Below are 21,871 nucleotides of genomic sequence, written 5' to 3' on the forward strand. Positions count from 1 at the left end.
ACAGCCCCGGCTTGGCTCCGGGGCTGCGCGCGAGGGGAGTCAGGCCTGCGCGGCGCGCAGGGGGGCTTCGTGGACTTCCACCTGTGCCTGTTGCAGGGCTTCCCAGAGTTCCCCGGTAGGCTTGCGGTCGACCACCAGGCGGTTGATCCGGCTCAGCGGGAAGACCTGGAACAGGGCGCGCCGGCCGAGCTTCGAGGAGTCGGCGATAACCGTCAGTTGACGGGCCTGGGCGATCATGGCGCGGGCGATCTCGGCTTCCTCGATGGAAAAATCCATGGCGCCATCGCCGTTCAGCGCGCCGACGGTAATCACCGCATGCTCGGCGTTGAACCGGGCGATCTGCTCGATGGCCAGGGCGCCGACGTTCTGTTCGGACTCCGGGCGGTACTCGCCGCCGATCATGAATGCGCGGTTGCCGGAGGCGCCGACGCTACCGGCGATCAACAGCGAGTTGGTGATCACCGTCAAATGGCTCTGGCGCGCCAGTTCGCGGGCGAACAGCAGGGTGGTGGTGCCGGTGTCGATGAAGATGCTGTCGCCGGGGCCGAACAGGCCGGCGGCGTAGCGGGCGACTGCGCGTTTTTCCTGGGCGTGCTCGTTCATTCGCGTCTGGAAGGCGTTCTCGTGCTCGCCGCTGGGTGGCAGGGCGGCCCCTCCGTGGAATTTGCTGACCAGGCCTTGTTCGGCCAGCGCGGCGAGGTCGCGGCGAATGGTTTCCTGGGAGGTGGAAAGGGTCCGCGCCAGTTCGTCCACCGAGATCCGCTCGCGCTGGCGCAGCAATTCGAGAATGTGGCGGCGGCGTTCCTCGGGGCGCATCGTGTTCTCCCATGGGCCGCATCCTGGTGCGGCGATTGTTACCGTGAATCGCCCGGTAGCGCCTGGCGGCGCTGGGCGGAAGGGGGCGGGGCGAGGCTTTGCGCAGGCCCGGCGGAAAAACCCACAGGTCCGTAAGGCAGATCCGCTCTTGGATTGGGCGCCTACTTGACCGTATGGGTGACCAATTTAGGTAAAACGAACCTTCAAATCAACACGAAAACCAAATTGTGGCACGCGAAATGCGAGTGTTCGCCTGGGCGGAGCGACCGGCATGGCCGGCCTCCCGACCAGACAACCAGAAGAACGCATCCCGCTACGGGAGCCTGCCGAGGGGAGAACGACGCAGATGGCCGAGTTCGGAAACTATGTGATTTACCTGATCATGCTGGGTGCGGTACTTGGCGCGCTGGCCTCCATCCTGCGCCCGGAAAGCGGTCTGGGCCGCGAGTTCGTCAACGGCATCCACGCCATCGGTCCGGTGTTCCTCGCCCAGGCCGGCATCATGGTAGCCATTCCCTATCTGTCGAAGGCGATTTCCCATGCCCTCGGCCCGTTCTTCCAGACCCTCGGTTCCGACGTATCCATCGCCGCGCTGTCGATCATCGCGGTGGACATGGGCGGCTACCAGTTGGCCGATGCCCTGACCGCCAACCGCGACATGTGGATTACCGCCATGCTGGTGGGCTACACCTCCGGGGCGACCATCGTCTACCTGATCCCGGTCGGCCTGACCATGCTCGAGCGCAAGGACCACAAGTACCTGGCGCTGGGGGCGATGGCCGGGTTGATCAGCATTCCGTTCGCGGTGCTGGCGGCGTTGCTGCTGATTACCCTCAACCACATCCCGGTGCGCGAACTGGTATCGACCGGTTCGCCGGCCCTGCACTACCTGTCGCTGGACTTCCTCGGCATGCTTCGGCTGCTGGCGCCGCTGTTCGTCTTCTGCTTCCTGCTGGCCGCCGGCCTGAAGTACCGGGCGACGGCGATGGTCACCGGGTTCCTGGTATTCGGCAAGGTGATGGACGCGTTCATCAAGATGGCCCTGGCGCTTTCCATCGTCCAGCACTTCACCGGAGTCTTCACCAAGGTCTTCGGCGGCTGGGGTTTCGACCCGATGTTCGCCGACGAGAAAGAGTTGTTCCGCGCCATCGAGATCGCTGGCTACATCGGCATCATGCTGGCCGGGACCTTCCCCATCTGCTACCTGTTCCAGCGCTACTGCAAGCGCCCGATGGCGGTCCTCGGCCGCTACCTGGGGCTGTCTCAGCCGGGCGCCACCGCCTTTGTCATGGTGCTGGCGAACATCATCGCCACCTACCACCTGTTCAAATACATGAATGCCCGCGACAAGGTGCTTTGCGTGGCCCTGGGCGTCTGCGCCCAGGCCACCATCGGCGATCACCTGGCATTCACCGCCAACTTCCAGCCGACGCTGATCCTGCCGATCCTGCTCGGCAAATTGTTCGGTGGCCTGCTGGCGGTATTCATCGCCATCCGCATCTCGGTGCCTGCCGCCGAGCGCTATGCCCGGCAGGAGCATGACGAGGCGGAAAAAAGCGCCCTGCACGCAGCCTGAAACATCCCCCGACGAGCGCCGCGAGCCATCGCGGCGTCGCTTTTCCGCAACGAGGTAACCATGCGCAAGATATTCCTAGCCTGTCCCTACAGCCATGCCGACGCCGAGGTGGTCGAGCAGCGCTTCCGTGCCTGCAACGAGGTCGCGGCGACCATCGTCCGCGCCGGCCACGTGGTATTCAGCCAGGTCTCCATGTCCCACCCGATCAACCTGTGCCTGACCGATCTCGACCGCGCGGCGATCGGCAGGTTGTGGGCGCCGGTGGACGCCTTCTACATGGATCACCTGGAAGAGCTGATCGTCCTCGACCTGCCGGGCTGGCGAGACAGCGCCGGCATTCGCCGCGAGATGGAGTTCTTCGAGGCCGGCGGACAGCGGGTGAGCCTCTGGTCCGAGGTGGAGCACGAGTTTCGCTGAGGCGACAGTAGCTGCACTGCAAGCCGAATGAAAAAGCCGGAAGCGCGAGCGCTTCCGGCTTTTTCGTCGAGCGGCGAGGGATCAGTTGGGGCTGTAGATCTGGTCGAATACGCCGCCGTCGATGAAGTGGGTCTTCTGCACGCTGCGCCAGTCGCCGAAGGTCTTCTCCACCGAGAAGAAGTCGACTTTCGGGAAGCGGTCGGCGAACTTGGCGAGGATTTCCGGGTTGCGCGGGCGCAGGTAGTTGTTGGCGGCGATGGTCTGGCCCTCGTCCGACCACAGGTACTTCAGATAGGCCTCGGCCTGGGCGCGGCTGCCTTTCTTCTCGACCACCTTGTCGACCACCGCCACCGGAGGCTCGGCCTCGGCGGACACGCTCGGGTAGACCACCTCGAAGCCGCCTCGGCCGAATTCGCGGGCGATCATCTCGGCTTCGTTCTCGAAGGTCACCAGTACGTCGCCGATCTGGTTCTGCATGAAGGTAGTGGTGGCGGCGCGGCCGCCGGTGTCGAGCACCGGTACCTGCTTGAACAGCTTGCCGACGAATTCCTTGGCCTTGTTCTCGTCACCGCCGTTCTTCAGCACGTAGCCCCAGGCGGAGAGATAGGTGTAGCGGCCGTTGCCGGAGGTCTTGGGGTTCGGCACCACTACCTGGACGCCGTCCTTGAGCAGGTCCGGCCAGTCCTTCAGGGCCTTGGGGTTGCCCTTGCGAACGATGAACACGGTGGCCGAGGTGAACGGCGCGCTGTTGTTCGGCAGGCGGGTCGCCCAGTCCTTCGGCACCAGGCCGCCGTTGTCGGCGAGGGCGTCGATGTCGGTGGCCTGGTTCATGGTGATGACGTCGGCGGGCAGGCCGTCGATCACCGAGCGCGCCTGCTTGCTGGAACCGCCATGGGACATCTGGATGGTGATGTTCTCGCCTTTCTCCGCTTTCCAGTATTTCTGGAAGGCCGGGTTGTATTCCTTGTAGAAGTCGCGCATTACGTCGTAGGAGACGTTGAGCAGGGGCTGGGCGGCGTGAGCGGCGCCGCCGAGCGCCAGGCCGGCGGCCAGCAGGGAGGCGCTGAACAGTCGTTTCACAGGGCAGTTCCTTTGGGCATGTTGTAGTGGCTCGACTATAACGTCGGGTTATATGCAGGGTAAATATCAAAAACTGCTTTGCTTATTACCCACCCGAGCCTATGCCGCGGCCGGCGCTTTGGCCAGCGCTAGTCGAGGCCGCTGACCGCCAGGTCCTTGGGATACTCCACGCTGAACTTCAGGGTGGCGCTGCGTTTCTCGCCGGGTTGCAGGGTCCAGTCCCACTTCAGCTTGCCGTCGTCCTCGCGCTTGACTTCCTGCGCCTTGGGTTCCAGCAAGGTGACCTGGATCTGCTCGTTGCGCGAGACCGGCAACTGGTCCTCGAACTGCACGCGTTCGGCGTTCTTGTGGTTGTTGCGCACGTCGATGCGGAATTCGTAGTTGACCCGCGTGCGGTTGCCGATCAGGCCACTGCTGTCGGTATAGCGCTTGACCAGCTTGCGTTCGATGCCGATGCCCTCGTCGGCGCCCAGTGCCAGTTCGAAGCTCTCGCCGGGCATCACCCCGCGCAGATGGCCGCTGGCGACGAAGCTGTTGCCGAGAAAGGTATTCAGGGTGCCGGGGAGCAGCGGGTAGTCGCTGTCGTTGCGGGTCTCCGCCTCCAGGTAGGCTGTTTCGCGCAGGGCCGGGGCCGCCAGGTAGCGCAGCTTGGCCGGCATGTCCAGGCGGGCGATGGTGACCTTCTGCGCGCTGCCGTCGCTGTTCAGGGTCGCCGGCACGGCGATGTGGAAAGAGGCGCTGGCGGCGCCGCTGCTGACCTCCGCGGTGGCGAGCCGCGCCTCGGCCAGCTTCGGCGCAGGTGCCGGCATGGCCATCTTCGCCGAGGTCCTGGTGATGGGAGCGGCTTGCGGCATGGGCGCCGGAACGTCCTGCATGGCCATCTCGGCACCGTAGTAGGCGTTGGGCGCGTCGATGTCGACGATCCAGGGATTCAGCCGCGGTACGTTGCCGCCCAGGGCCGGACGGGCGGTGGAGAGGGTCAGGTCGACGTCGGTCCAGTCTTCGCCGCTGCTCTGCCGGACCAGGCCCTGGTAGGTCAGTTCGATGGTCTTCGCGCCGTCGCGCAGGCGTGCGTCGTAGGTCGGCTGCCAGGAGGCGTCGCGCAGGGTGTAGTCGAGCTTCACCTCGACCTGCGCCGGTTGCTCCAGGGCGACCCGCAGGACCGCGCGCTTGAAGCGCTTGCCGTCGCCGTTGAGGGTGCCGCGCTGCTCCTGCAACTGCTGCTTGCGCTGCTCCAGTTCGGCGGCGCGGTCGTCCAGTTGGCGCTGCTCGGCGAGCAGGCGTTCGAGGTTGCCTTCGGTCAGTTGCAGCAGGCTCTTCAGCTCGTCGATGCCGGGCAGGGGGCGATCCTTGCCGGGCTGGGTGCTGCCGCTCTGGATGTCGGCGAGGAACTTCTTCTGCGCTTCGAGCACGCTGCCGCGGTCATGGATTTCCCGCAGTTGCCGGTCTATCTCGCGCAGTTGCTGGTCGAGTTGCTGCACACGGTTGTCGTCCGGGCGCTCGACCCGTTGCGCGGCGCTGCTGACGTCGAGCAGGGTGGCGGCGGCGCTGGCGCCGAGGGACGCGCGCAGGCTGGCGTCGTCGAGCTGGAAGGGCAGTTGTTCCAGGGCGATCTCATGCTGGCCCTTGGGCAATTGCAGGCGGGCGGTGCGGGTGACCACGGCGCGGTCGGCGTAGACGGTGACCGCGCTGATGCGGCTGTCGACCGCTTGTGGCGCGGCCAGCAGCGGAGCGCTGGTGAACAGGCCGGCGAACAGGAGCGGAGAGGCGGCGAGTCGATTCACGATATCTCTTCCTTGGGCGAATGGAGGGGCGGGGAACCCGTGCGTGCGGTCCCTTCCTGCTGCCTGAGACGCAAGCGCGGCGAAAGACGGGTTAAGCGGCGCGAAGAAATTTTCCCGTGCGGCTCAGGCCGGCTGTTCCAGGCGCTCCACGGCAACGCGCAGGTTGGCGCGGGCGGCGGTCTCCCAGCGCTGTCGCAGCGGTTCGCAGTGATACAGCGCCGGTTGCCCCAGCAACTGGCGCAGCAGCTTGCCGCGCCCGGCGCGGAACAGTGGCTCCGGCACCCAGGCGTATTCGGCGCGGACGTCCGCCTCGTAGCGCGCGTAGACCGGCGCCGGCGCGGCGAGGATGGCGAGGTCGAGATCCACCACCAGGGCTGCGTCGGCGTCTCCCGGCGGCGCTTGGTGACAGGTGGCCATGATCAGTTCGCGCAGGGCCGGCCGCAGCGCCGCCAGCCCGGCCTGGTCGAGCCAGTGCTCGGTCCTGGCGGCGCTTGCGGCCTCGTTGTCCTGGCGCCGGGTGTCGTAGACCAGGTCGTGGGTCCACAACGCCAGCTCCACCAGGTCCGGCCGCCGCGCCAGTTGGCGCCAGCGGTCGAAGTGCTCCAGGCAGGCGAGGATGTGGCGATCGCTGTGGTAGTGCCGGTCGGCCCCGCCATAGGCCGCCAGCAGCGCGTCGAAGGCATCCGCCGGCGGGTTGCCGCCGAGTCGCTGCCAGAGGGCGTCCCAGCGCTGCCGGTCAAGACTTCCCATGGTTGCCTTCCTCGCGAGGGAACAGCGGGTTGCCGCACCGGCAGCAGAATGCCGCCTGCGCTTCGTGGGTCGCCTTGCGGCACACCGGGCAATCCCGCTGTAACAGGTTGGCCGGGTCCTGGCGCATCGCGGTGGCGAGTTCGGCGGTGAAGATCCCGGTGGGCACCGCGATGATCGAGTAGCCGGTGAGCATCACCAGGCTGGCGATGGCCTGGCCGAGCGGGGTCTTCGGGGTGATGTCGCCGAAGCCGACCGTGGTCAGGGTGACGATCGCCCAGTAGATGCCGCGGGGGATGCTGGTGAAACCGTGCTGCGGGCCTTCTACCACGTACATCAGCGCGCCGAACACGGTGACCAGGGTCATCACGGTGAGGAAGAACACGATGATCTTCTGCCTGCTGCCGCGCAGGGCGGTGAGCAGGAAATTGGCCTGGCTCAGGTACTGGCGCAGCTTGAGTACGCGGAAGATCCGCAGCATGCGTATCACCCGGACGATCAGCAGGTACTGGGCGTCGGGGTAGAGCAGGGCGAGGAAGCCGGGGAGGATCGCCAGCAGGTCGACCAGGCCGTAGAAGCTGAAGGCATAGCGCAGCGGCTTGGGCGAGCAGTACAGGCGCAGCAGGTATTCCACCAGGAAGATACCGGTGAAGCCCCATTCGATGTAGGCCAGCAGGTCGCCGTAGTCCTGGTGGATCTCGTCGATGCTGTCGATCATCACTACCAGCAGGCTGGCCAGGATCACCAGCAGCAGCGCGCTGTCGAAGCGCCGGCCGTCGCGGGTGTCGGTCTGGAAGATGACGATGTAGAGGCGTTCGCGCCAGCTGTCGGGTGCGCTCATCGTGGCTCCTGATGATGGATGCGGCACCTTACCAGACTAGCCCGCCGGCGCCAGCGTTCCCCCGCTCAGGAGCGTCGCCGGCCGAGGCGCGGACCGAGGCTGCCGGCCAGGCGCAGGTACAGGCGCTCGCCGCCGATGCAAAGCAGGCAGGCGAGGATGAATGGTGCGGTCAGCGCCGGCAGGCCGAGCAGGCCGAACAGCGGTTGCAGCGCCACCGCCAGGCCCATGCCGAGCAGTGGCGGCCAGGCGCTGCGGTAGCGCAAGGCCAGGGCCAGCCCGGCAAGGGCGGCGTTCAGGCCGTAGAGCCCGGCGAGCGCGTTCGCCCAGTCGTAGCCCAGCAGCCAGGCCAGCGGCAGGCTGGCCGCGGCGCCGGCGAGGGCCCAGGCGGCGGAGGGACGCGAGACCAGCAGCAGGCCGAGCCAGACCAGCAGCCCTGCCAGCGGTTCACCGAGGAAGATGACCTCGCCGATCCCCCGCGCTAGCGCCGCCAGCTCCGCCGTACCGCTCCAGGCGCAGCTGAAGCAACTGCCATGGGTCGCCGGGGCCAGGCCTAGCCAGGCGCCGAGGGGCACCAGCCACCAGCCGTTGAGGACGAAGCCCAGGGTATAGGGCGGTAGCCAGCGGCGTCGACGCAGCCCATGCAGGAACAGGCGCTGCAACGCCACGCTGGCCAGGCAACCGAGCGCTACCAGCGACACCAGCCCCGGCGACCAGGCGAAGCGGAATGCCAGCAGCATGCCGATCAGCACGGCGTTGTAGCCATACAGCCCGGCCTCGATGTCGCTGTCGGCGCAGCGCAACAGGCGCGCCAGCAACGGGCCGAGGGCGCCGCCAAGGAGGGCGCCGGCGAGCAGCGGCGGCGCGCCGACGGCGATCGCCAGCAGGCAGGCCAGGCCCAGGCATGGGTCGCCCTGGAGGAACACCTGGCTGATGCCGCGCAGGAGGATTCGGGTTGCATTGAGGAGAGATTGCAGGGGCATGGCGGTCAGCGCGGCAGGGGCCGCTCGGCAGGCACGGGGATGCCAGGCCTGCGCGAGGGGCGGGGGTGGTCATTGTACGGCCGGTAGCGGAGGCGGTGCATCCCGGACGAGGGGGCCAGGCGAGGGTCATGCATGCAGGGTGTCCCGGGAAGAAAAAAAGACCTCCGGCAGGAGTTGAACCGGAGGCCTTGAATGTCCATGGCCTGCATGGGAGTGCGCGAGGGAGGCCATGGTCCGACAAGAAGGTCTTTCCCGGATGGATGGAGACGCGGCCCCGTATTTCCGGCCCCATCCATCCGAGAGAGACAAGGGTGGCCCGACCCGCATGCCCGGGGGGACGGCGCGAGCCGGACCGAACTCGTTGCTTCAGAGATCTCCCAGCGGCGGCGCCACGGTCTCGATGCGCAGCATGTTGGTCGAGCCGGGGCGACCGAACGGCACGCCGGCGGTGACCACCACGGTGTCGCCGCGGCGCGCCATGCGCTGGGCCAGGGCGATGTCGAGGGCGGTCGAGCAGATCTCGTCGACGTGCGCCAGTTGCTCGTTGACCACCGAATACACGCCCCAGGCCACGGTCAGTCGCCGCGCGGTACGCAGGTTCGGGGTCAGGCTGAGGATCGGCGCCTTGGGCCGCTCGCGGGCGGCGCGCAGGGTCGAGTTGCCCGACTCGGTGTAGTTCACCAGCACCGCCACCGGGAGGATCCGGCTGACCCGGCGGATCGCGCAGCTGATCGCATCGGAGACGGTAGCGTCGGGCTGCGGACGGTTGACCTCGAGCTGGACGTGGTAGTCCGGCTCGGCCTCCACCTGGCGGACGATCTTCGCCATCATCTCTACCGCCTCGCGAGGGTATTGTCCGGAGGCGGTTTCCGCCGAGAGCATCACCGCGTCGGCGCCGGCGCCCACCGCGGTGGCTACGTCGGTCACCTCGGCGCGGGTCGGGGCGGGGGAGAAGCGCATCGACTCGAGCATCTGGGTGGCCACCACCACCGGCTTGCCGAGCTGGCGGCAGACCTGGACGATGCGTTTCTGGATGCCCGGCACGCTCTCCGCCGGCACCTCTACGCCGAGGTCGCCGCGCGCCACCATGATCGCGTCGGCGCGCTCGGCGATCGCCTCGATGGCGCTCACCGCGCTGGGCTTCTCGATCTTGGCCATGAGGAAGGCCTTGTCGCCGATCAGCCCACGGGCCTCGTCGATGTCCTCCGGGCGTTGCACGAAGGACAGCGCCACCCAGTCGACCCCCAGTTCCAGGCCGAAGGCCAGGTCGCGGCGGTCCTTGTCGGTCAGCGGGCTGAGCTGCAGCACCGCTTCTGGCACGTTGACGCCCTTGCGATCGGATAGCTCGCCACCCACCGCCACGCGGGTCTCGATGGCGTCGCTGTGGCAGTTGACCACTTCCAGGCGGATCTTGCCGTCGTCCAGCAGCAGGCTCATGCCCGGTTCCAGGGCATGGATGATCTCCGGATGCGGCAGGTTGACCCGCCGCTCGTCGCCGGGGACGTCGCTGAGGTCGAGGGTGAAGGTCTGCCCGCGCTGCAATTGCACGGCACCGGCGGCGAAGCGACCGACCCGCAGCTTCGGACCCTGCAGGTCCATGAGCACGCCGATCGGGTAGTTCAGTTCGGCTTCCACCTCGCGCACCCAGGCGAAGCGCTGCGCGTGATCGGCGTAGTCGCCATGGCTGAAGTTCAGGCGGAACAGGTTGGCGCCGGCCTCCACCAGGGCACGGATATCGTCGCGGCTGCGGGTGGCCGGGCCGAGGGTGGCGAGGATCTTGGCTTTCTTGTCGGCTGTCATGTCAGGACTCGAGGATGAGAATGGCGCGGAAGTCGTTCACGTTGGTGCGGGTCGGTCCGGTCACCAGCAGGTCGCCGAGGGCCTGGAAATAGCCGTAGCCGTTGTTGTCGTCGAGCTCGTCGCGAATCTTCAGCCCGGCCTTTTCGCCGCGCGCATGGGAGCAGGGCGTCATCAGCGCGCCGGCGTTGTCTTCCGAGCCGTCGATGCCGTCGGTGTCGCCGGCCAGGGCCCAGATGTTCGGTTCGCCCTTGAGCTCGGCGGTGAGGCTGAGGAGAAACTCGGCGTTGCGTCCGCCGCGACCGTTGCCGCGCACGGTGACGGTGGTCTCGCCGCCGGAGAGGATCACGCAGGGCGCCGCCAGCGGCTGGCCGTGCTTGCGGATCTGCCGGGCGATGCCGGCGTGGACCTTGGCGACTTCCCGCGCCTCGCCCTCCAGGTCGCCGAGGATCAGCGTCGAGAAACCGGCCGCGCGGCACTTCACCGCTGCCGCGTCGAGGGCGTTCTGTGGCGTGGCGATCAACTGGAAGTGGCTGCGCGCCAGGCACGGGTCGTCGGGCTTGACGGTTTCCGAGCGCGGGTCGGCGAGCCAGTCGAGGACGTTCTGCGGCACGTCGATGGCGTAGCGCTTGAGGATCGCCAGGGCATCGGCGGAGGTGGTCGGGTCGCCGACGCTGGGACCGGAGGCGATCACCGTGGCCTCATCGCCGGGAACGTCGGAAATCGCGTAGGTATAGACGCTGGCCGGCCAGCAGGCCTTGGCCAGGCGACCGCCCTTGATCGCCGAGAGGTGCTTGCGCACGCAGTTCATCTCGCCGATGGCTGCGCCGGACTTGAGCAGCGCCTTGTTCACCGCCTGCTTGTCCGCCAGGCCGATGCCTTCGGCAGGCAGCGAAAGCAGTGCGGAACCGCCGCCGGAGAGAAGGAAGATCACCCGGTCGTTCTCGTTCAGGCCGCCGATCAGTTCCAGCACGCGACGGGCGACGCGCTCGCCGGCGTCGTCGGGCACCGGATGGGAGGCTTCCACCACCTCGATGCGACTGCATTGCGCGCCGTAGCGGTAAGGCGCCACTACCAGGCCCTGGATCTCGCCCTGCCAGTGCTTCTCCACCACTTCGGCCATGGCTCCGGCGGCCTTGCCGGCACCGATGACGATGGCGCGCCCGCTGCGATCTTCCGGCAGGTGGTCGGCCAGCACCTGGTAGGGATGGCCGGCTGCCACCGCGGTATTGAACAGCTCGGTGAGAAAGGCGCGTGGATCGGTACTCATGACAGGCTCCGAATTTCTTGTTGTCGTGCCGCCGGTCGGGCCGGCGGTCGCAGCGTCGTCGACGCTTCCATTCCGCAGCACCCGCGCCGGCGGGAGCTACGGAATGGAAGCGAGGCGCCCGGACGCAGAGGCCGTGAATCTCCCGGCCGGGCGTTCGCTTCCTTTACCCCGCCTTGTGGGCGGGGAAGGAAGAGGGCGGCGGCGAACACCGGAGTTCGCCGACCGTTCCTCTCCCCGAGCCCTTCGAAAAGGGGTTCGTCGCTCCGCGCGGGGTGACGGCCCGCGCGGACTGCGGATCACTCGTCGCGGATCGAGAAGTTGGCCATGTGCTCCAGGCCCTTGATCAGCGCCGAGTGGTCCCAGTTACTGCCGCCGATGGCCGCGCAGGTGCTGAACACCTGCTGGGCGTTGGCGGTGTTGGGCAGGTTCAGGTTCAGCTCGCGGGCGCCGGCCAGGGCCAGGTTGAGGTCCTTCTGGTGCAGGCTGATGCGGAAGCCCGGGTCGAAGGTGCCCTTGACCATGCGTTCGCCATGTACCTCGAGGATCCGCGAGGAGGCGAAGCCGCCCATCAGCGCCTCGCGCACCTTGGCCGGGTCGGCGCCGTTGCGGGCGGCGAACAGCAGGGCCTCGGCGACCGCCTGGATGTTCAGCGCGACGATGATCTGGTTGGCCACCTTGGCGGTCTGGCCGTCGCCGTTGCCGCCGACGCGGGTGATGTTCTTGCCCATCGCCTGGAACAGCGGCAGGGCGCGTTCGAAGGTGTTCGGGCAGCCGCCGACCATGATGCTCAGGGTCGCCGCCTTGGCGCCGACCTCGCCGCCGGAGACCGGGGCGTCCAGGTACTGCGCGCCGGTAGCCTTGATCTTCTCGGCGAAGCCCTTGGTGGCGGTGGGGGAGATCGAACTCATGTCGATCACCACCTTGTTCGGGCCGACGCCCTCGGCGATACCGTCCTTGCGGAACAGCACATCCTCGACCTGCGGGGTGTCCGGCACCATGACGATGATGAACTCGGCTTCCTGGGCCACTTCCTTCGGGTTGGCCAGGGCAATGGCGCCGGCCTCCAGCAGGTCGGCCGGAGCGGCGTCGTGGTGGGTGGAAAGGAACAGGCTGTGGCCGGCCTTCTGCAGGTTCTGCGCCATGGGCTTGCCCATGATTCCGGTGCCGATGAATCCGATCTTGGCCATGAGAGTGTCTCCTGGTTCTGTCTGTCGAGTGGCTCCGCGCAGGGAGGCGGGAGCGTCTTGTTCGTGGGTGCGGATCAGACGACGTTGTGCGTCTTCATCCAGCCGAGACCGGCTTCGGTGGTGGTGGCCGGCTTGTACTCGCAGCCGATCCAGCCCTGGTAGCCGATGCGGTCCAGGTGCTCGAAGAGGAAGCGGTAGTTGATCTCGCCGGTGCCCGGTTCGTGGCGGCCGGGGTTGTCGGCGAGTTGCACGTGGTTGATCGCCGCCAACTGGTTTTCCAGGGTGCGGGCCAGGTCGCCTTCCATGATCTGCATGTGATAGATGTCGTATTGCAGGAACAGGTTGGCGCTGCCCACCTTGTCGCGGATCTCCAGGGCCTGGCGGGTGTTCTGCAGGTAGAAACCGGGGATGTCGAGGGTGTTGATCATCTCCATGACCAGGCGGATGCCTGCGGCTTCCAGCTTGTCGGCGGCGTAGCGCAGGTTGTCGACGAAGGTCTTCTCGACGCTGGCGCAGTCGTGCCCCTGCGGCCGGATCCCGGCGAGGCAGTTCACCTGGCGGTTGCCCAGCACCCTGGCGTAGGCGATGGCCTTGTCGACCCCCTCGCGGAACTCCTGGACCCGATCCGGGTGGCAGGCGATGCCGCGCTCGCCCTTGGCCCAGTCGCCGGCCGGCAGGTTGAACAGCACCTGCTCCAGGCCGTTGGCTTCCAGGCGGGCCTTGATCGCCTCGGCCTCGACGTCATAGGGGAAGAGGTACTCGACGCCGGCGAAGCCGGCCTTGGCGGCGGCGTCGAAGCGATCGAGGAAATCCACCTCGGTGAACAGCATGGACAGGTTGGCGCAGAAACGGGGCATGTCTTGCTCCTATCGTTCGGTCAAACGTTCGGGAGGCCTTTCGCCGGGGGCGGGGTGCCGCACGCACCGTCCGCGCCTCCGGGAAAGGCCGGCGATCAGTCGAGCAGCGAGATGGCGGTCGGCGCGTCGGCGCCTTTCTCGGCCAGTTCCTCGAACTCGTTGATGGCGTTGATCTCGGTACCCATGGAGATGTTGGTGACGCGCTCCAGGATCACCTCGACTACCACCGGCACCCGGTGCTGTTGCATCAGTTCGCGGGCCTTGGCCAGGGCGGCGCCGATCTCGTTCGGGTCGAACACCCGGATCGCCTTGCAGCCCAGGCCCTCGACCACCGCGACGTGGTCGACGCCGTAGCCTTCCAGCTCGGGGGCGTTGATGTTGTCGAAGGCCAGCTGCACGCAATAGTCCATGTCGAAGCCGCGCTGCGCCTGGCGGATCAGGCCCAGGTAGGAGTTGTTCACCAGTACGTGGATATAGGGCAGCTTGAACTGCGCGCCGACCGCCAGTTCCTCGATCATGAACTGGAAGTCGTAGTCGCCGGAGAGCGCCACCACCTGGCGGCTCGGGTCGGCCTTGACCACTCCCAGCGCGGCGGGAATGGTCCAGCCCAGCGGACCGGCCTGGCCGCAGTTGATCCAGTGGCGCGGTTGGTAGACATGGAGGAACTGGGCGCCGGCGATCTGCGACAGGCCGATGGTGCTGACGTAGCAGGCATCCTTGCCGAAGAACTCGTTCATCTCTTCGTAGACGCGCTGCGGTTTCACCGGCACGTTGTCGAAGTGGGTCTTGCGCTGCAGCGTGCGTTTGCGCTGCTGGCAGCTTTCCAGCCAGGCGGCGCGCGACTTCAGCTTGCCGGCGGCCTTCCACTCGCGGGCCACTTCGAGGAATGCGTCGAGGGCGGCGCCGGCGTCGGAGACGATGCCCAGGTCGGGCATGAACACCCGGCCGATCTGGGTCGGTTCGATGTCGACATGGATGAAGCGGCGACCTTCGGTATAGACCTCGACGCTGCCGGTGTGGCGGTTGGCCCAGCGGTTGCCGATGCCGAGCACCAGGTCGGATTCCAGCAGGGTGGCGTTGCCGTAGCGGTGCGAGGTCTGCAGGCCGACCATGCCGGCCATCTGCGGATGGTCGTCGGGGATTACGCCCCAGCCCATCAGGGTCGGGATCACCGGGATGCCGGTCAGCTCGGCGAATTCGCGGAAGCGCTCGGCGGCGTCGGCGTTGAAGATGCCGCCGCCGGCCACCAGCAGCGGGCGCTCGGCTTCGTCGAGCATGGCCAGGACCTTCTCGGCCTGGACCCGGGTGGCCTTCGGCTTGCTCACCGGGAGGGGCTCGTAGGCGTCGATGTCGAACTCGATCTCGGCCATCTGTACGTCGAACGGCAGGTCGATCAGTACCGGGCCGGGCCGGTCGCTGCGCATCAGCTGGAAGGCCTTCTGGAATACGTAGGGGACCTGGGCCGGTTCCAGCACGGTGGTCGCCCACTTGGCCACCGGCGCGGCGATGCTGGAGATGTCGACCGCCTGGAAGTCTTCCTTGTGCAGGCGCGCGCGCGGGGCCTGGCCGGTGATGCAGAGAATCGGGATGGAGTCGGCGGAGGCGGAGTAGAGGCCGGTGATCATGTCGGTGCCGGCAGGGCCGGAGGTGCCGATGCAGACGCCGATGTTGCCGGCCTTGGTACGGGTGTAGCCCTCGGCCATGTGCGAGGCGCCTTCGACGTGACGGGCCAGGACATGGTCGATGCCGCCGATCTTCTTCAGCGCGGCGTACATGGGGTTGATCGCGGCACCGGGGACGCCGAACGCGGTATCCACGCCTTCGCGGCGCATCACCAGCACGGCGGCTTCGATTGCTCTCATTCTGGCCATCGTTTTGTTCCTCGTTCTTATACTAATTGTGTACAAAAGTTGGAGCGATTCTAGGCAGAGGGGGAGCGCAAGGTCAAGATGGGTTGTATACGCTGGAAAAAGCCGCTGAAATTCATTTTTTCATAATAAAAACAATTAGTTGAAATGCTTGTTAGCAGGCTTATAAAACCAGCGTTTGAAAAAATGTATACAAAATTATGTTCATATTGTTCTGGAATGTTGCTTTCGTAGGGCCGGTCGGCTACTAGATTGGGTACAAATTTTCGAACGCGCCCGCCTCGCGGGTGGTTTCCCGATTTCAGCCTTAACAACTCGAGAGGAACGACCATGACCACCATCAGTCTGGAAACCGCGCTGGGCATTACCCGCCAGGCGCTGGCGGTGGGGCGCGAGCTGTCCACCGCGCCCCTGACCATCGCGGTGCTCGATGCTGGCGGCCACCTGGTGGCGCTGCAGCGCGAGGACGGCGCCAGCATGCTGCGACCGCAGATCGCCATCGGCAAGGCCTGGGGCGCGGTGGCCCTGGGCAAGTCGTCGCGGCTGCTGGCGGCGGATGCGCAGCAGCGGCCTTCGTTCATTTCCGCGGTGAACACCCTGGCCCATGGCAATCTGGTTCCGGCGCCGGGCGGGGTGCTGATTCGCAACGACAAGGCAGAGGTGGTCGGCGCGGTCGGTATCAGCGGCGACACATCGGATATCGACGAGCAATGCGCGATCCAGGGCGTGCTGGCGGTCGGGCTGGTGCCCGACGCCGGTTGAGCTTGCGGCCCGCTCACCAGGACCGGGCCTTCGCTCCCTTCTTCAGGTGGCGTACGCCGCCATCCCATACCGCAGCGGGGCTCGTCCGAGGCCAGGAATGCCGCGGTACTGGCGATCTCCAGCGGTTCCCCCAGGCGTCCCGGCCAATCTTCTCCCTCAGCGCCTGGGCGCCCTCGAGATCGGTAGCGGCCTTGTCCAGCGCTGGCGTCCGGGCCGGCCCCGGGCTCAGGGCGTTGACCCGGATAACGCGCTCGAGCAACTCCGCCGATAGCGTCCAGGCGAGGTGTATGCGGAGCTGCCGCCGCGGGTCGAATACCGCCTCACGCCGCTCGGTGCGAGGCCGGCGCAGGGGGGCGGCACGCGATTGAGCGCGCCGCGGCGGGTCAGAGCGGCAGCGGCCGAAGCCGGCCGGCGCTCTTGCCGGATTGCCCGTCGGGCGTGCAGCCTTTCAGGACCAGGCGGGTGATGGTTTCCACCGCAGCGTCGTAGTCGGCGTCGCTGAGCTGTTCCTTGCCGGTGACGATGGAAATCTGCCAATCGAAGTCGGCATAGGTCTGGGTCGCCGCCCAGATGGCGAAGAGCAGGTGATGCGGGTCCACCGGGGCGAGCTGGCCACGGTCGATCCAGGTCTGCAGGCAGGTGACGTTGCGCTGGGCCTGGGCGTTCAGTTCGTCGAGGTATTCCTTCGGCAGGTGCGGCGCGCCGTGCATGATCTCGCTGGCGAAGACCTTGGAGGCATGCGGCAGCTCGCGGGAGATGCGGATCTTCGAGCGGATGTAGGCGGGCAGGGCGAGCAGCGGGTCGTCTTCCACGCGGAACGGCGCCGACGCTTGCAGCAGCGGCTCGACGATGCTCTCCAGCACGCAGCGATAGAGGTTTTCCTTGGACTGGAAGTAGTAGTAGACGTTGGGCTTGGGCAGGCCGGCGCGGGCGGCGATGTCGCTGGTCTTGGTCGCCGCGAAGCCCTTGTCGGCGAATTCCTCGCTGGCGGCGCGGAGGATCAGGCGCTTGTTGCGCTCGCGGATGCTGGTCATCAGTCCTTGTTCTTCATTGCTGCAACGGCGGCAGGAAGCCGAGGATGGTAGCACCCGCCCGGAGCGCCCCTCAAGCAAGGTGCGAGCGAGGCGGAGGCCCGGGAAATCCTGACCCGCCGGTTCATTCGCCCTATACATTTCCCGGTATTTGGAGTATTCGTTAGGGGTATCGAGTCGCCCGCTCGCACTCACCCACCGAGCGCCGGGCGAGCCCCCCGGAACAGAACGAGTCACTATGTCCGATTCCCGCCTGGTCGATCCCTTCGGCCGTCGCATCACCTACCTGCGCCTGTCGGTGACGGATCGCTGCGACTTCCGTTGCACCTACTGCATGAGCGAAGACATGCAGTTCCTTCCCCGCGACCAGGTCCTCAGCCTGGAAGAACTGTACGCGGTGGCCGACGCCTTCATCGGCCTCGGCGTGCGGCGCATTCGTATCACCGGCGGCGAGCCGCTGGTGCGCAAGGGCATCACCGGCCTGCTGGCCCGCCTGGGGCAGCGTGCGGAACTGGAAGACCTGGCGATCACCACCAACGGTTCGCAACTGCGCGAGCGCGCCGCCGAGCTGAAGGCCGCCGGCGTCCGCCGCCTCAATGTCAGCCTCGATTCGCTGCAGCGCGAACGCTTCGCCGCCTTCACCCGCAGCGATCGCCTGGAGCAGGTGCTGGACGGCATCCAGGCGGCGCGCGAAGCCGGTTTCGAGCGGATCAAGCTGAACTGCGTGGTACAGAAGGGCCGCAACGACGACGAGATCCTCGACCTGGTCGAGTACGCCCTGGCCAACCAGTTGGACATCAGTTTCATCGAGGAAATGCCGCTGGGCAGCATCACCAGCCACCGTCGCGAGCTGACCCTCTGCACCAGCGACGAAGTGCGTGCGATCATCGAGCGCCGCTGGCCGCTGACCCCGAGCCTGGCGCGCAGCGGCGGGCCGTCGCGGTATTACCAGATCGGTGACGAGCCCAGCCGGATCGGCTTCATTTCACCTCATAGCAATAATTTCTGCGGCGACTGCAACCGCGTGCGCGTCACCGCCGAGGGCAAGCTGGTGCTCTGCCTCGGTCACGAGGGGGCGCTCGACCTGCGCGAACTGCTGCGCAGCCATCCCGGCGACCGCGAGCGCCTGAGCGCGGCACTGGTGGCGGCGCTGAACCTGAAGCCGGAGCGGCATCACTTCGACGCCCAGGAGCAGGTCCAGGTGCTGCGTTTCATGAGCATGACCGGCGGCTGACGGTATCCTCCTGGGGCGATGGCGCCAACGGCGCCATCCGCCGCTTCCTCCCCCATGCTAACCGGGCGACCGTGTTCCGCCGCGCACCGCTCGCTGCCCGTCCCGGGAAAAGCGACGCGGCGCAACGCCGAAACGTGGCGAAGAAGCCATGCTGCCTGCCTCGCCAGCAAAGGAAAGCCTCCCATGCACCGGGTCCTGTTCATCTGCAGCCGCAACCGCCTGCGTAGTCCCAGCGCCGAACGGCTGTTCGCCGACTGGCCGGGCGTCGAGACCGATTCCGCCGGGCTGGCGGCGGACGCCGAGACGCCCCTGGAACGGGAGCAACTGGAGTGGGCGACGCTGGTCGTCGTCATGGAGCGCCGCCACCGGCAGGCTCTGCTGCGTCGGCACGCCGCGGCGATGAAAGGCAAGCGCCTGGTCTGCCTGGATATCCCGGACGACTACGCCTACATGCAGGCGGAACTGCTGCATCTGCTGGAGCGCAAGGCGGGGCCTTTCCTTCGGCGGGACTGAGTGGTGCGGACCGCGAGCGGAAAAAAAGAAGCCGGACGAAGTCCGGCCCGAGGGAAGGGCGGACCGGGAGTGTCGCCGGTCCGCCAGGGAGTCAGGAGTGCTTGGGCGCCGGCGCGTGGCTGCCGCACAAGTGGCTGCGGTCGTTGCGGCTGAGGATGTTGAACAGCAGGTTCAGCACTACCGCCCAGATCGCGGTCATGGCGATGCCGCTGTGGGTGATCGGCTCCATCCACACCGGCAGGCGGGCGAAGAAGTCCGGGCGCACCACCGGCACCATGCCCATGCCGATGCTTACCGCCACCAGCAACTGGTTGCGGCGGTCGGTGATGTTGGCCTCATGGAGGATCTGGATGCCGCTGGCGGCGACCATGCCGAACATGGCGATGCCGGCACCGCCGAGTACCGCCGGCGGGATCGAGGCGACCAGGAAGGCGGCCTTGGGCAGCATGCTGAGGAGGATCAGGAAACCGGCGGCGGCCACCGTGACGTAGCGGCTGCGCACCCCGGTCATCTGCACCAGGCCGATGTTCTGGGCGAACGAGGAATGGGTGAAGGTGTTCAGGAAGCCGGCGAAGAACGAGGCGCCGGCGTCGCAGAGCAGGCCGCGGCGCAGTTCGGTCGGGGTGATCTCGCGGCCGGTGATCTTGCCCAGGGCGAGGAACATGCCGGTGGACTCGACGAAGATGATCACCACCACCAGGCACATCGACAGGATCGGCGCCAGGTCGAAGGTCGGCGCGCCGAAGTGCAGCGGGGTGACGATGTCGAACCAGGGGCGCTCGGCCAGACCGCCGAGGTCTACCATGCCCATGCCGCCGGCGATCGCGTAGCCCAGGCCCATGCCCATCAGCACCGAGATGTTGACCCAGAAACCGCGCATGAAGCGGTTGATCAGGAGGATGGTGCAGAGCACCAGGCTGGAGAGGAACAGGAAGTGCAGGGAGCCGAAGTCTTCCGCGCCCTTGCCGCCGCCGGCCCAGTTGATCGCCACCGGGAACAGGCACATGCCGATCGAGGTGATCACCGTGCCGGTCACCAGCGGCGGGAAGAAACGCACGATGCGCGACATGAAGGGGGCGATGAGCATGCCGAAGAAACCGGCGGCGATGGTCGCGCCGAAGATCCCGGTGATGCCCACGCCGGGCATCCCGGCCATCGCCACCATGCTGCCGACGGCGGCGAAGCTGGCGCCCATCATCACCGGCATGCGGATGCCCATCGGGCCGATGCCCAGCGACTGGACCAGGGTGGCGATGCCGGCGACCAGCAGGTCGGCGTTGATCAGGAAGGCGATTTCCTCGCGCGAGAGGCCGGCCGCCTGGCCGACGATCAGGGGCACGGCGACGGCGCCACCGTACATCAGCAGCACATGCTGGAAGCCCACCAGCAGCAACTGCGTCAGCGGCAGGCGCTGGTCTACGGGCGAGTCGGGGATGCGGCGATCAGTTACCACGGACATGCAACACCTCAGGCGTTTTTATTGTTGTCAGTCGCAGGCGGACACCGGAAAAGGCAGGTTCCGGCGGCCGGGTATTTCTGGCCGAACATCCACCCCAGGCTTCAGGGCGATGCGGTGGGGTGTTTTATATCCCCGTTGTGTGCTCGATTCAATCGATTTTTTGTATACAAAGTAATTTTTTGTAGTTGACCAATCGGTCTACTACAGGCTTTCCAGGGCTGCTTCCACTGTATCCATAGAGTTGACGCCGGTTATCGCCGGATCGCCCGGCGGTGTACGACATTGGTCGGATAGCCGACGCCCGGACGAAAAAAAACCGCACCCGAAGGTGCGGTCCTTCGCCTTTCGGCCAGGGCTCAGTTGATCTGTGCGCCCTTGGCGATCCAGCTGCCGATCAGGTTGCGTTCTTCCTGGGTCATCTGCGTGATGTTGCCCAGCGGCATGATCTGCGAGGCCACGGCCTGGGCCTGGATCTTCGGTGCCAGTTGCTGGATCTGCTGCGGGGTGTCGAGCATGATCCCGCCTGGCGCGGTGCTGAACAGCTGGCTGGTCGGTTTCGCCGAGTGGCAGACGGTGCAGCGCTCCTGGATCACGTGATGGACCTTGTCGAAGTCGGCTCCGCTCGCGGCGCCGGCATTGGAGGCCTGGGTCGCGGCGGGCGCGGCTGGTGCGTCGTCGCCGGTCGCCGGTTGTGCCGGTGCCGCCGCCGGGGCGCTGGCCAGCGGCGCGGAAGCCTGCTGGTAGTTCGGCGTGGTGACGAAGGCCAGGGCGATCATGCCCAGCGCGCCGGCGGGCAGGGCCCAGGCGAAGCGGTTGCTTTCGTGGCGGGTGTTGAAGTAGTGGCGTACCAGTACCGCGAGCACCGCGATGGCGGCCAGGATCAGCCAGTTGTACTGGCTGCCGTAGGTGCTCGGGAAGTGGTTGCTGATCATGATGAACAGCACCGGCAGGGTGAAGTAGTTGTTGTGCCGGGAGCGCAGCAGGCCCTTGGCCGGCAGCACCGGATCGGGCTCGCGGTTTTCCTCGATGGCTTTCACCAGCGCGCGCTGGGCCGGCATGATCACCCTGAACACGTTGCCGACCATGATGGTGCCGATGATCGCGCCGACGTGCAGGTAGGCGCCGCGGCCGCTGAACACCTGGGTCAGGCCGTAGGCGGCGGCGACCAGCAGGACGAACAGGACCAGGCCGAGCAGGGCGGGGGTCTTGCCCAGCGCCGAATCGCAGAGGACGGTGTAGACGAACCAGCCGCAGACCAGCGAACCGATGCCGATGGCGATGGCCGCCGCCGGCGCCAGGTCGCTGCCGGGGGCGATCAGGTAGAGGGTCGGGTTCAGGTAGAACACGATGGTCAGCAACACCACCCCGGACATCCAGGTGGAGTAGGCCTCCCATTTGAACCAGTGCAGGTTCTCCGGCATTTTCGGCGGAGCCAGCTTGTATTTCTCCAGGTGATAGATACCGCCACCGTGGATTGCCCAGAGGTCTCCGGACAGACCTTCACGCGGGTTGCTGCGGTTGAGGTTGTTCTCCAGCCAGACGAAATAGAACGAAGCGCCGATCCACGCGATCCCGACGATCATGTGAATCCAACGCACCAGCAGGTTCAGCCATTCGATGAGATGTGCTTCCACAGTCTTGTACCTCTTGCC

Annotated in this window: 19 protein-coding genes; 5 read left to right on the plus strand and 14 right to left on the minus strand. The window is 66.7% G+C overall.

Features of this window, described 5'->3' with window-relative positions; translation table 11 throughout:
* Positions 1 to 39: 39 nt before the first annotated feature.
* Positions 40 to 816, minus strand: coding sequence for a DeoR/GlpR family DNA-binding transcription regulator (locus HMPREF2886_RS23415; RefSeq protein WP_033972746.1), 777 nt, complete (start codon positions 814 to 816; stop codon positions 40 to 42).
* A gap of 346 nt (positions 817 to 1,162) precedes the next feature.
* On the opposite strand from HMPREF2886_RS23415, the gene eutH reads away from it, so the two are divergent.
* Positions 1,163 to 2,392, plus strand: coding sequence for an ethanolamine utilization protein EutH (gene eutH / locus HMPREF2886_RS23420; RefSeq protein ID WP_034007623.1), 1,230 nt, complete (start codon positions 1,163 to 1,165; stop codon positions 2,390 to 2,392).
* 60 nt (positions 2,393 to 2,452) lie between these two features.
* Positions 2,453 to 2,809 carry a DUF1937 family protein gene (locus HMPREF2886_RS23425; protein WP_033972743.1) on the plus strand — a complete coding sequence of 119 codons (357 nt, stop codon included), beginning with the start codon at positions 2,453 to 2,455 and terminating at the stop codon, positions 2,807 to 2,809.
* Positions 2,810 to 2,890: 81 nt separating this feature from the next.
* Here HMPREF2886_RS23425 and HMPREF2886_RS23430 read toward each other — a convergent pair whose 3' ends face one another.
* From HMPREF2886_RS23430 to gcl, 10 genes are all read right to left on the minus strand, one after another.
* Positions 2,891 to 3,889 carry a sulfate ABC transporter substrate-binding protein gene (locus HMPREF2886_RS23430; protein WP_003087175.1) on the minus strand — a complete coding sequence of 333 codons (999 nt, stop codon included), beginning with the start codon at positions 3,887 to 3,889 and terminating at the stop codon, positions 2,891 to 2,893.
* 128 nt (positions 3,890 to 4,017) lie between these two features.
* Positions 4,018 to 5,673: a mucoidy inhibitor MuiA gene (gene muiA / locus HMPREF2886_RS23435; RefSeq protein WP_070748480.1), complete on the minus strand. Its 1,656-nt coding sequence runs from the start codon at positions 5,671 to 5,673 to the stop codon at positions 4,018 to 4,020.
* A 123-nt stretch (positions 5,674 to 5,796) separates the two neighbouring features.
* Complete coding sequence (locus HMPREF2886_RS23440; protein WP_033976259.1) at positions 5,797 to 6,423, minus strand: HD domain-containing protein; 627 nt, start codon at positions 6,421 to 6,423, stop codon at positions 5,797 to 5,799.
* Positions 6,410 to 7,261, minus strand: a complete 852-nt coding sequence (locus HMPREF2886_RS23445) for an ion transporter (RefSeq protein ID WP_033972740.1) — start codon at positions 7,259 to 7,261, stop codon at positions 6,410 to 6,412. Before HMPREF2886_RS23445 ends, HMPREF2886_RS23440 begins: the two co-directional genes overlap by 14 nt.
* Before the next feature lie 65 nt (positions 7,262 to 7,326).
* Positions 7,327 to 8,241, minus strand: coding sequence for an urea transporter (locus HMPREF2886_RS23450; protein WP_070748482.1), 915 nt, complete (start codon positions 8,239 to 8,241; stop codon positions 7,327 to 7,329).
* Positions 8,242 to 8,607: 366 nt separating this feature from the next.
* Positions 8,608 to 10,041: a pyruvate kinase gene (gene pyk, locus HMPREF2886_RS23455; protein WP_003110700.1), complete on the minus strand. Its 1,434-nt coding sequence runs from the start codon at positions 10,039 to 10,041 to the stop codon at positions 8,608 to 8,610.
* A 1-nt stretch (position 10,042) separates the two neighbouring features.
* Positions 10,043 to 11,308 carry a glycerate kinase type-2 family protein gene (locus HMPREF2886_RS23460; RefSeq protein WP_070748484.1) on the minus strand — a complete coding sequence of 422 codons (1,266 nt, stop codon included), beginning with the start codon at positions 11,306 to 11,308 and terminating at the stop codon, positions 10,043 to 10,045.
* A gap of 296 nt (positions 11,309 to 11,604) precedes the next feature.
* Positions 11,605 to 12,495: a 2-hydroxy-3-oxopropionate reductase gene (locus HMPREF2886_RS23465; RefSeq protein ID WP_003087180.1), complete on the minus strand. Its 891-nt coding sequence runs from the start codon at positions 12,493 to 12,495 to the stop codon at positions 11,605 to 11,607.
* Between the two features lie 74 nt (positions 12,496 to 12,569).
* Positions 12,570 to 13,352 carry a hydroxypyruvate isomerase gene (gene hyi, locus HMPREF2886_RS23470; protein ID WP_042169389.1) on the minus strand — a complete coding sequence of 261 codons (783 nt, stop codon included), beginning with the start codon at positions 13,350 to 13,352 and terminating at the stop codon, positions 12,570 to 12,572.
* A 95-nt stretch (positions 13,353 to 13,447) separates the two neighbouring features.
* Positions 13,448 to 15,223, minus strand: a complete 1,776-nt coding sequence (gcl, locus tag HMPREF2886_RS23475) for a glyoxylate carboligase (RefSeq protein ID WP_033976263.1) — start codon at positions 15,221 to 15,223, stop codon at positions 13,448 to 13,450.
* A gap of 327 nt (positions 15,224 to 15,550) precedes the next feature.
* Here gcl and HMPREF2886_RS23480 point away from each other — a divergent pair, with 327 nt between their 5' ends.
* Entirely contained in the window at positions 15,551 to 15,982 is a 432-nt protein-coding gene (locus HMPREF2886_RS23480; RefSeq protein ID WP_003083199.1) for a GlcG/HbpS family heme-binding protein, read from the plus strand.
* Positions 15,983 to 16,365: 383 nt separating this feature from the next.
* On the opposite strand, the gene HMPREF2886_RS23485 is transcribed toward HMPREF2886_RS23480, so the two are convergent.
* Positions 16,366 to 17,016, minus strand: coding sequence for a TetR/AcrR family transcriptional regulator (locus HMPREF2886_RS23485; RefSeq protein ID WP_003087183.1), 651 nt, complete (start codon positions 17,014 to 17,016; stop codon positions 16,366 to 16,368).
* A gap of 235 nt (positions 17,017 to 17,251) precedes the next feature.
* Here HMPREF2886_RS23485 and moaA point away from each other — a divergent pair, with 235 nt between their 5' ends.
* On the plus strand, positions 17,252 to 18,247 hold the full coding sequence (moaA, locus tag HMPREF2886_RS23490; protein WP_003083204.1) for a GTP 3',8-cyclase MoaA: 996 nt from the start codon (positions 17,252 to 17,254) through the stop codon (positions 18,245 to 18,247).
* A 183-nt stretch (positions 18,248 to 18,430) separates the two neighbouring features.
* Positions 18,431 to 18,760 (plus strand): low molecular weight protein tyrosine phosphatase family protein, encoded by a 330-nt coding sequence (locus HMPREF2886_RS23495; protein WP_003087185.1) that lies wholly within the window; start codon positions 18,431 to 18,433, stop codon positions 18,758 to 18,760.
* 91 nt (positions 18,761 to 18,851) lie between these two features.
* On the opposite strand, the gene HMPREF2886_RS23500 is transcribed toward HMPREF2886_RS23495, so the two are convergent.
* Positions 18,852 to 20,219, minus strand: a complete 1,368-nt coding sequence (locus tag HMPREF2886_RS23500) for a nucleobase:cation symporter-2 family protein (protein ID WP_003083208.1) — start codon at positions 20,217 to 20,219, stop codon at positions 18,852 to 18,854.
* Positions 20,220 to 20,575: 356 nt separating this feature from the next.
* Complete coding sequence (locus HMPREF2886_RS23505) at positions 20,576 to 21,853, minus strand: urate hydroxylase PuuD (RefSeq protein ID WP_033972735.1); 1,278 nt, start codon at positions 21,851 to 21,853, stop codon at positions 20,576 to 20,578.
* Positions 21,854 to 21,871: the final 18 nt, after the last annotated feature.

It is taken from the genome of Pseudomonas sp. HMSC066A08 (assembly GCF_001813025.1).
GTDB lineage: Bacteria > Pseudomonadota > Gammaproteobacteria > Pseudomonadales > Pseudomonadaceae > Pseudomonas > Pseudomonas aeruginosa.

Excerpts from the sequence above, each read along its gene's own strand:
- HMPREF2886_RS23415 (WP_033972746.1), bottom strand. The coding sequence starts at position 816 with ATGCGCCCCGAGGAACGCCGCCGCCACATTCTCGAATTGCTGCGCCAG.
- HMPREF2886_RS23445 (WP_033972740.1), bottom strand. The coding sequence starts at position 7,261 with ATGAGCGCACCCGACAGCTGGCGCGAACGCCTCTACATCGTCATCTTC.
- HMPREF2886_RS23440 (WP_033976259.1), bottom strand. The coding sequence starts at position 6,423 with ATGGGAAGTCTTGACCGGCAGCGCTGGGACGCCCTCTGGCAGCGACTC.
- HMPREF2886_RS23465 (WP_003087180.1), bottom strand. The coding sequence starts at position 12,495 with ATGGCCAAGATCGGATTCATCGGCACCGGAATCATGGGCAAGCCCATG.
- eutH (WP_034007623.1), top strand. The coding sequence starts at position 1,163 with ATGGCCGAGTTCGGAAACTATGTGATTTACCTGATCATGCTGGGTGCG.
- HMPREF2886_RS23480 (WP_003083199.1), top strand. The coding sequence starts at position 15,551 with ATGACCACCATCAGTCTGGAAACCGCGCTGGGCATTACCCGCCAGGCG.
- pyk (WP_003110700.1), bottom strand. The coding sequence starts at position 10,041 with ATGACAGCCGACAAGAAAGCCAAGATCCTCGCCACCCTCGGCCCGGCC.
- hyi (WP_042169389.1), bottom strand. The coding sequence starts at position 13,352 with ATGCCCCGTTTCTGCGCCAACCTGTCCATGCTGTTCACCGAGGTGGAT.
- HMPREF2886_RS23450 (WP_070748482.1), bottom strand. The coding sequence starts at position 8,241 with ATGCCCCTGCAATCTCTCCTCAATGCAACCCGAATCCTCCTGCGCGGC.
- gcl (WP_033976263.1), bottom strand. The coding sequence starts at position 15,223 with ATGGCCAGAATGAGAGCAATCGAAGCCGCCGTGCTGGTGATGCGCCGC.
- HMPREF2886_RS23485 (WP_003087183.1), bottom strand. The coding sequence starts at position 17,016 with ATGACCAGCATCCGCGAGCGCAACAAGCGCCTGATCCTCCGCGCCGCC.
- moaA (WP_003083204.1), top strand. The coding sequence starts at position 17,252 with ATGTCCGATTCCCGCCTGGTCGATCCCTTCGGCCGTCGCATCACCTAC.
- HMPREF2886_RS23425 (WP_033972743.1), top strand. The coding sequence starts at position 2,453 with ATGCGCAAGATATTCCTAGCCTGTCCCTACAGCCATGCCGACGCCGAG.
- HMPREF2886_RS23495 (WP_003087185.1), top strand. The coding sequence starts at position 18,431 with ATGCACCGGGTCCTGTTCATCTGCAGCCGCAACCGCCTGCGTAGTCCC.
- HMPREF2886_RS23500 (WP_003083208.1), bottom strand. The coding sequence starts at position 20,219 with ATGTCCGTGGTAACTGATCGCCGCATCCCCGACTCGCCCGTAGACCAG.
- HMPREF2886_RS23460 (WP_070748484.1), bottom strand. The coding sequence starts at position 11,308 with ATGAGTACCGATCCACGCGCCTTTCTCACCGAGCTGTTCAATACCGCG.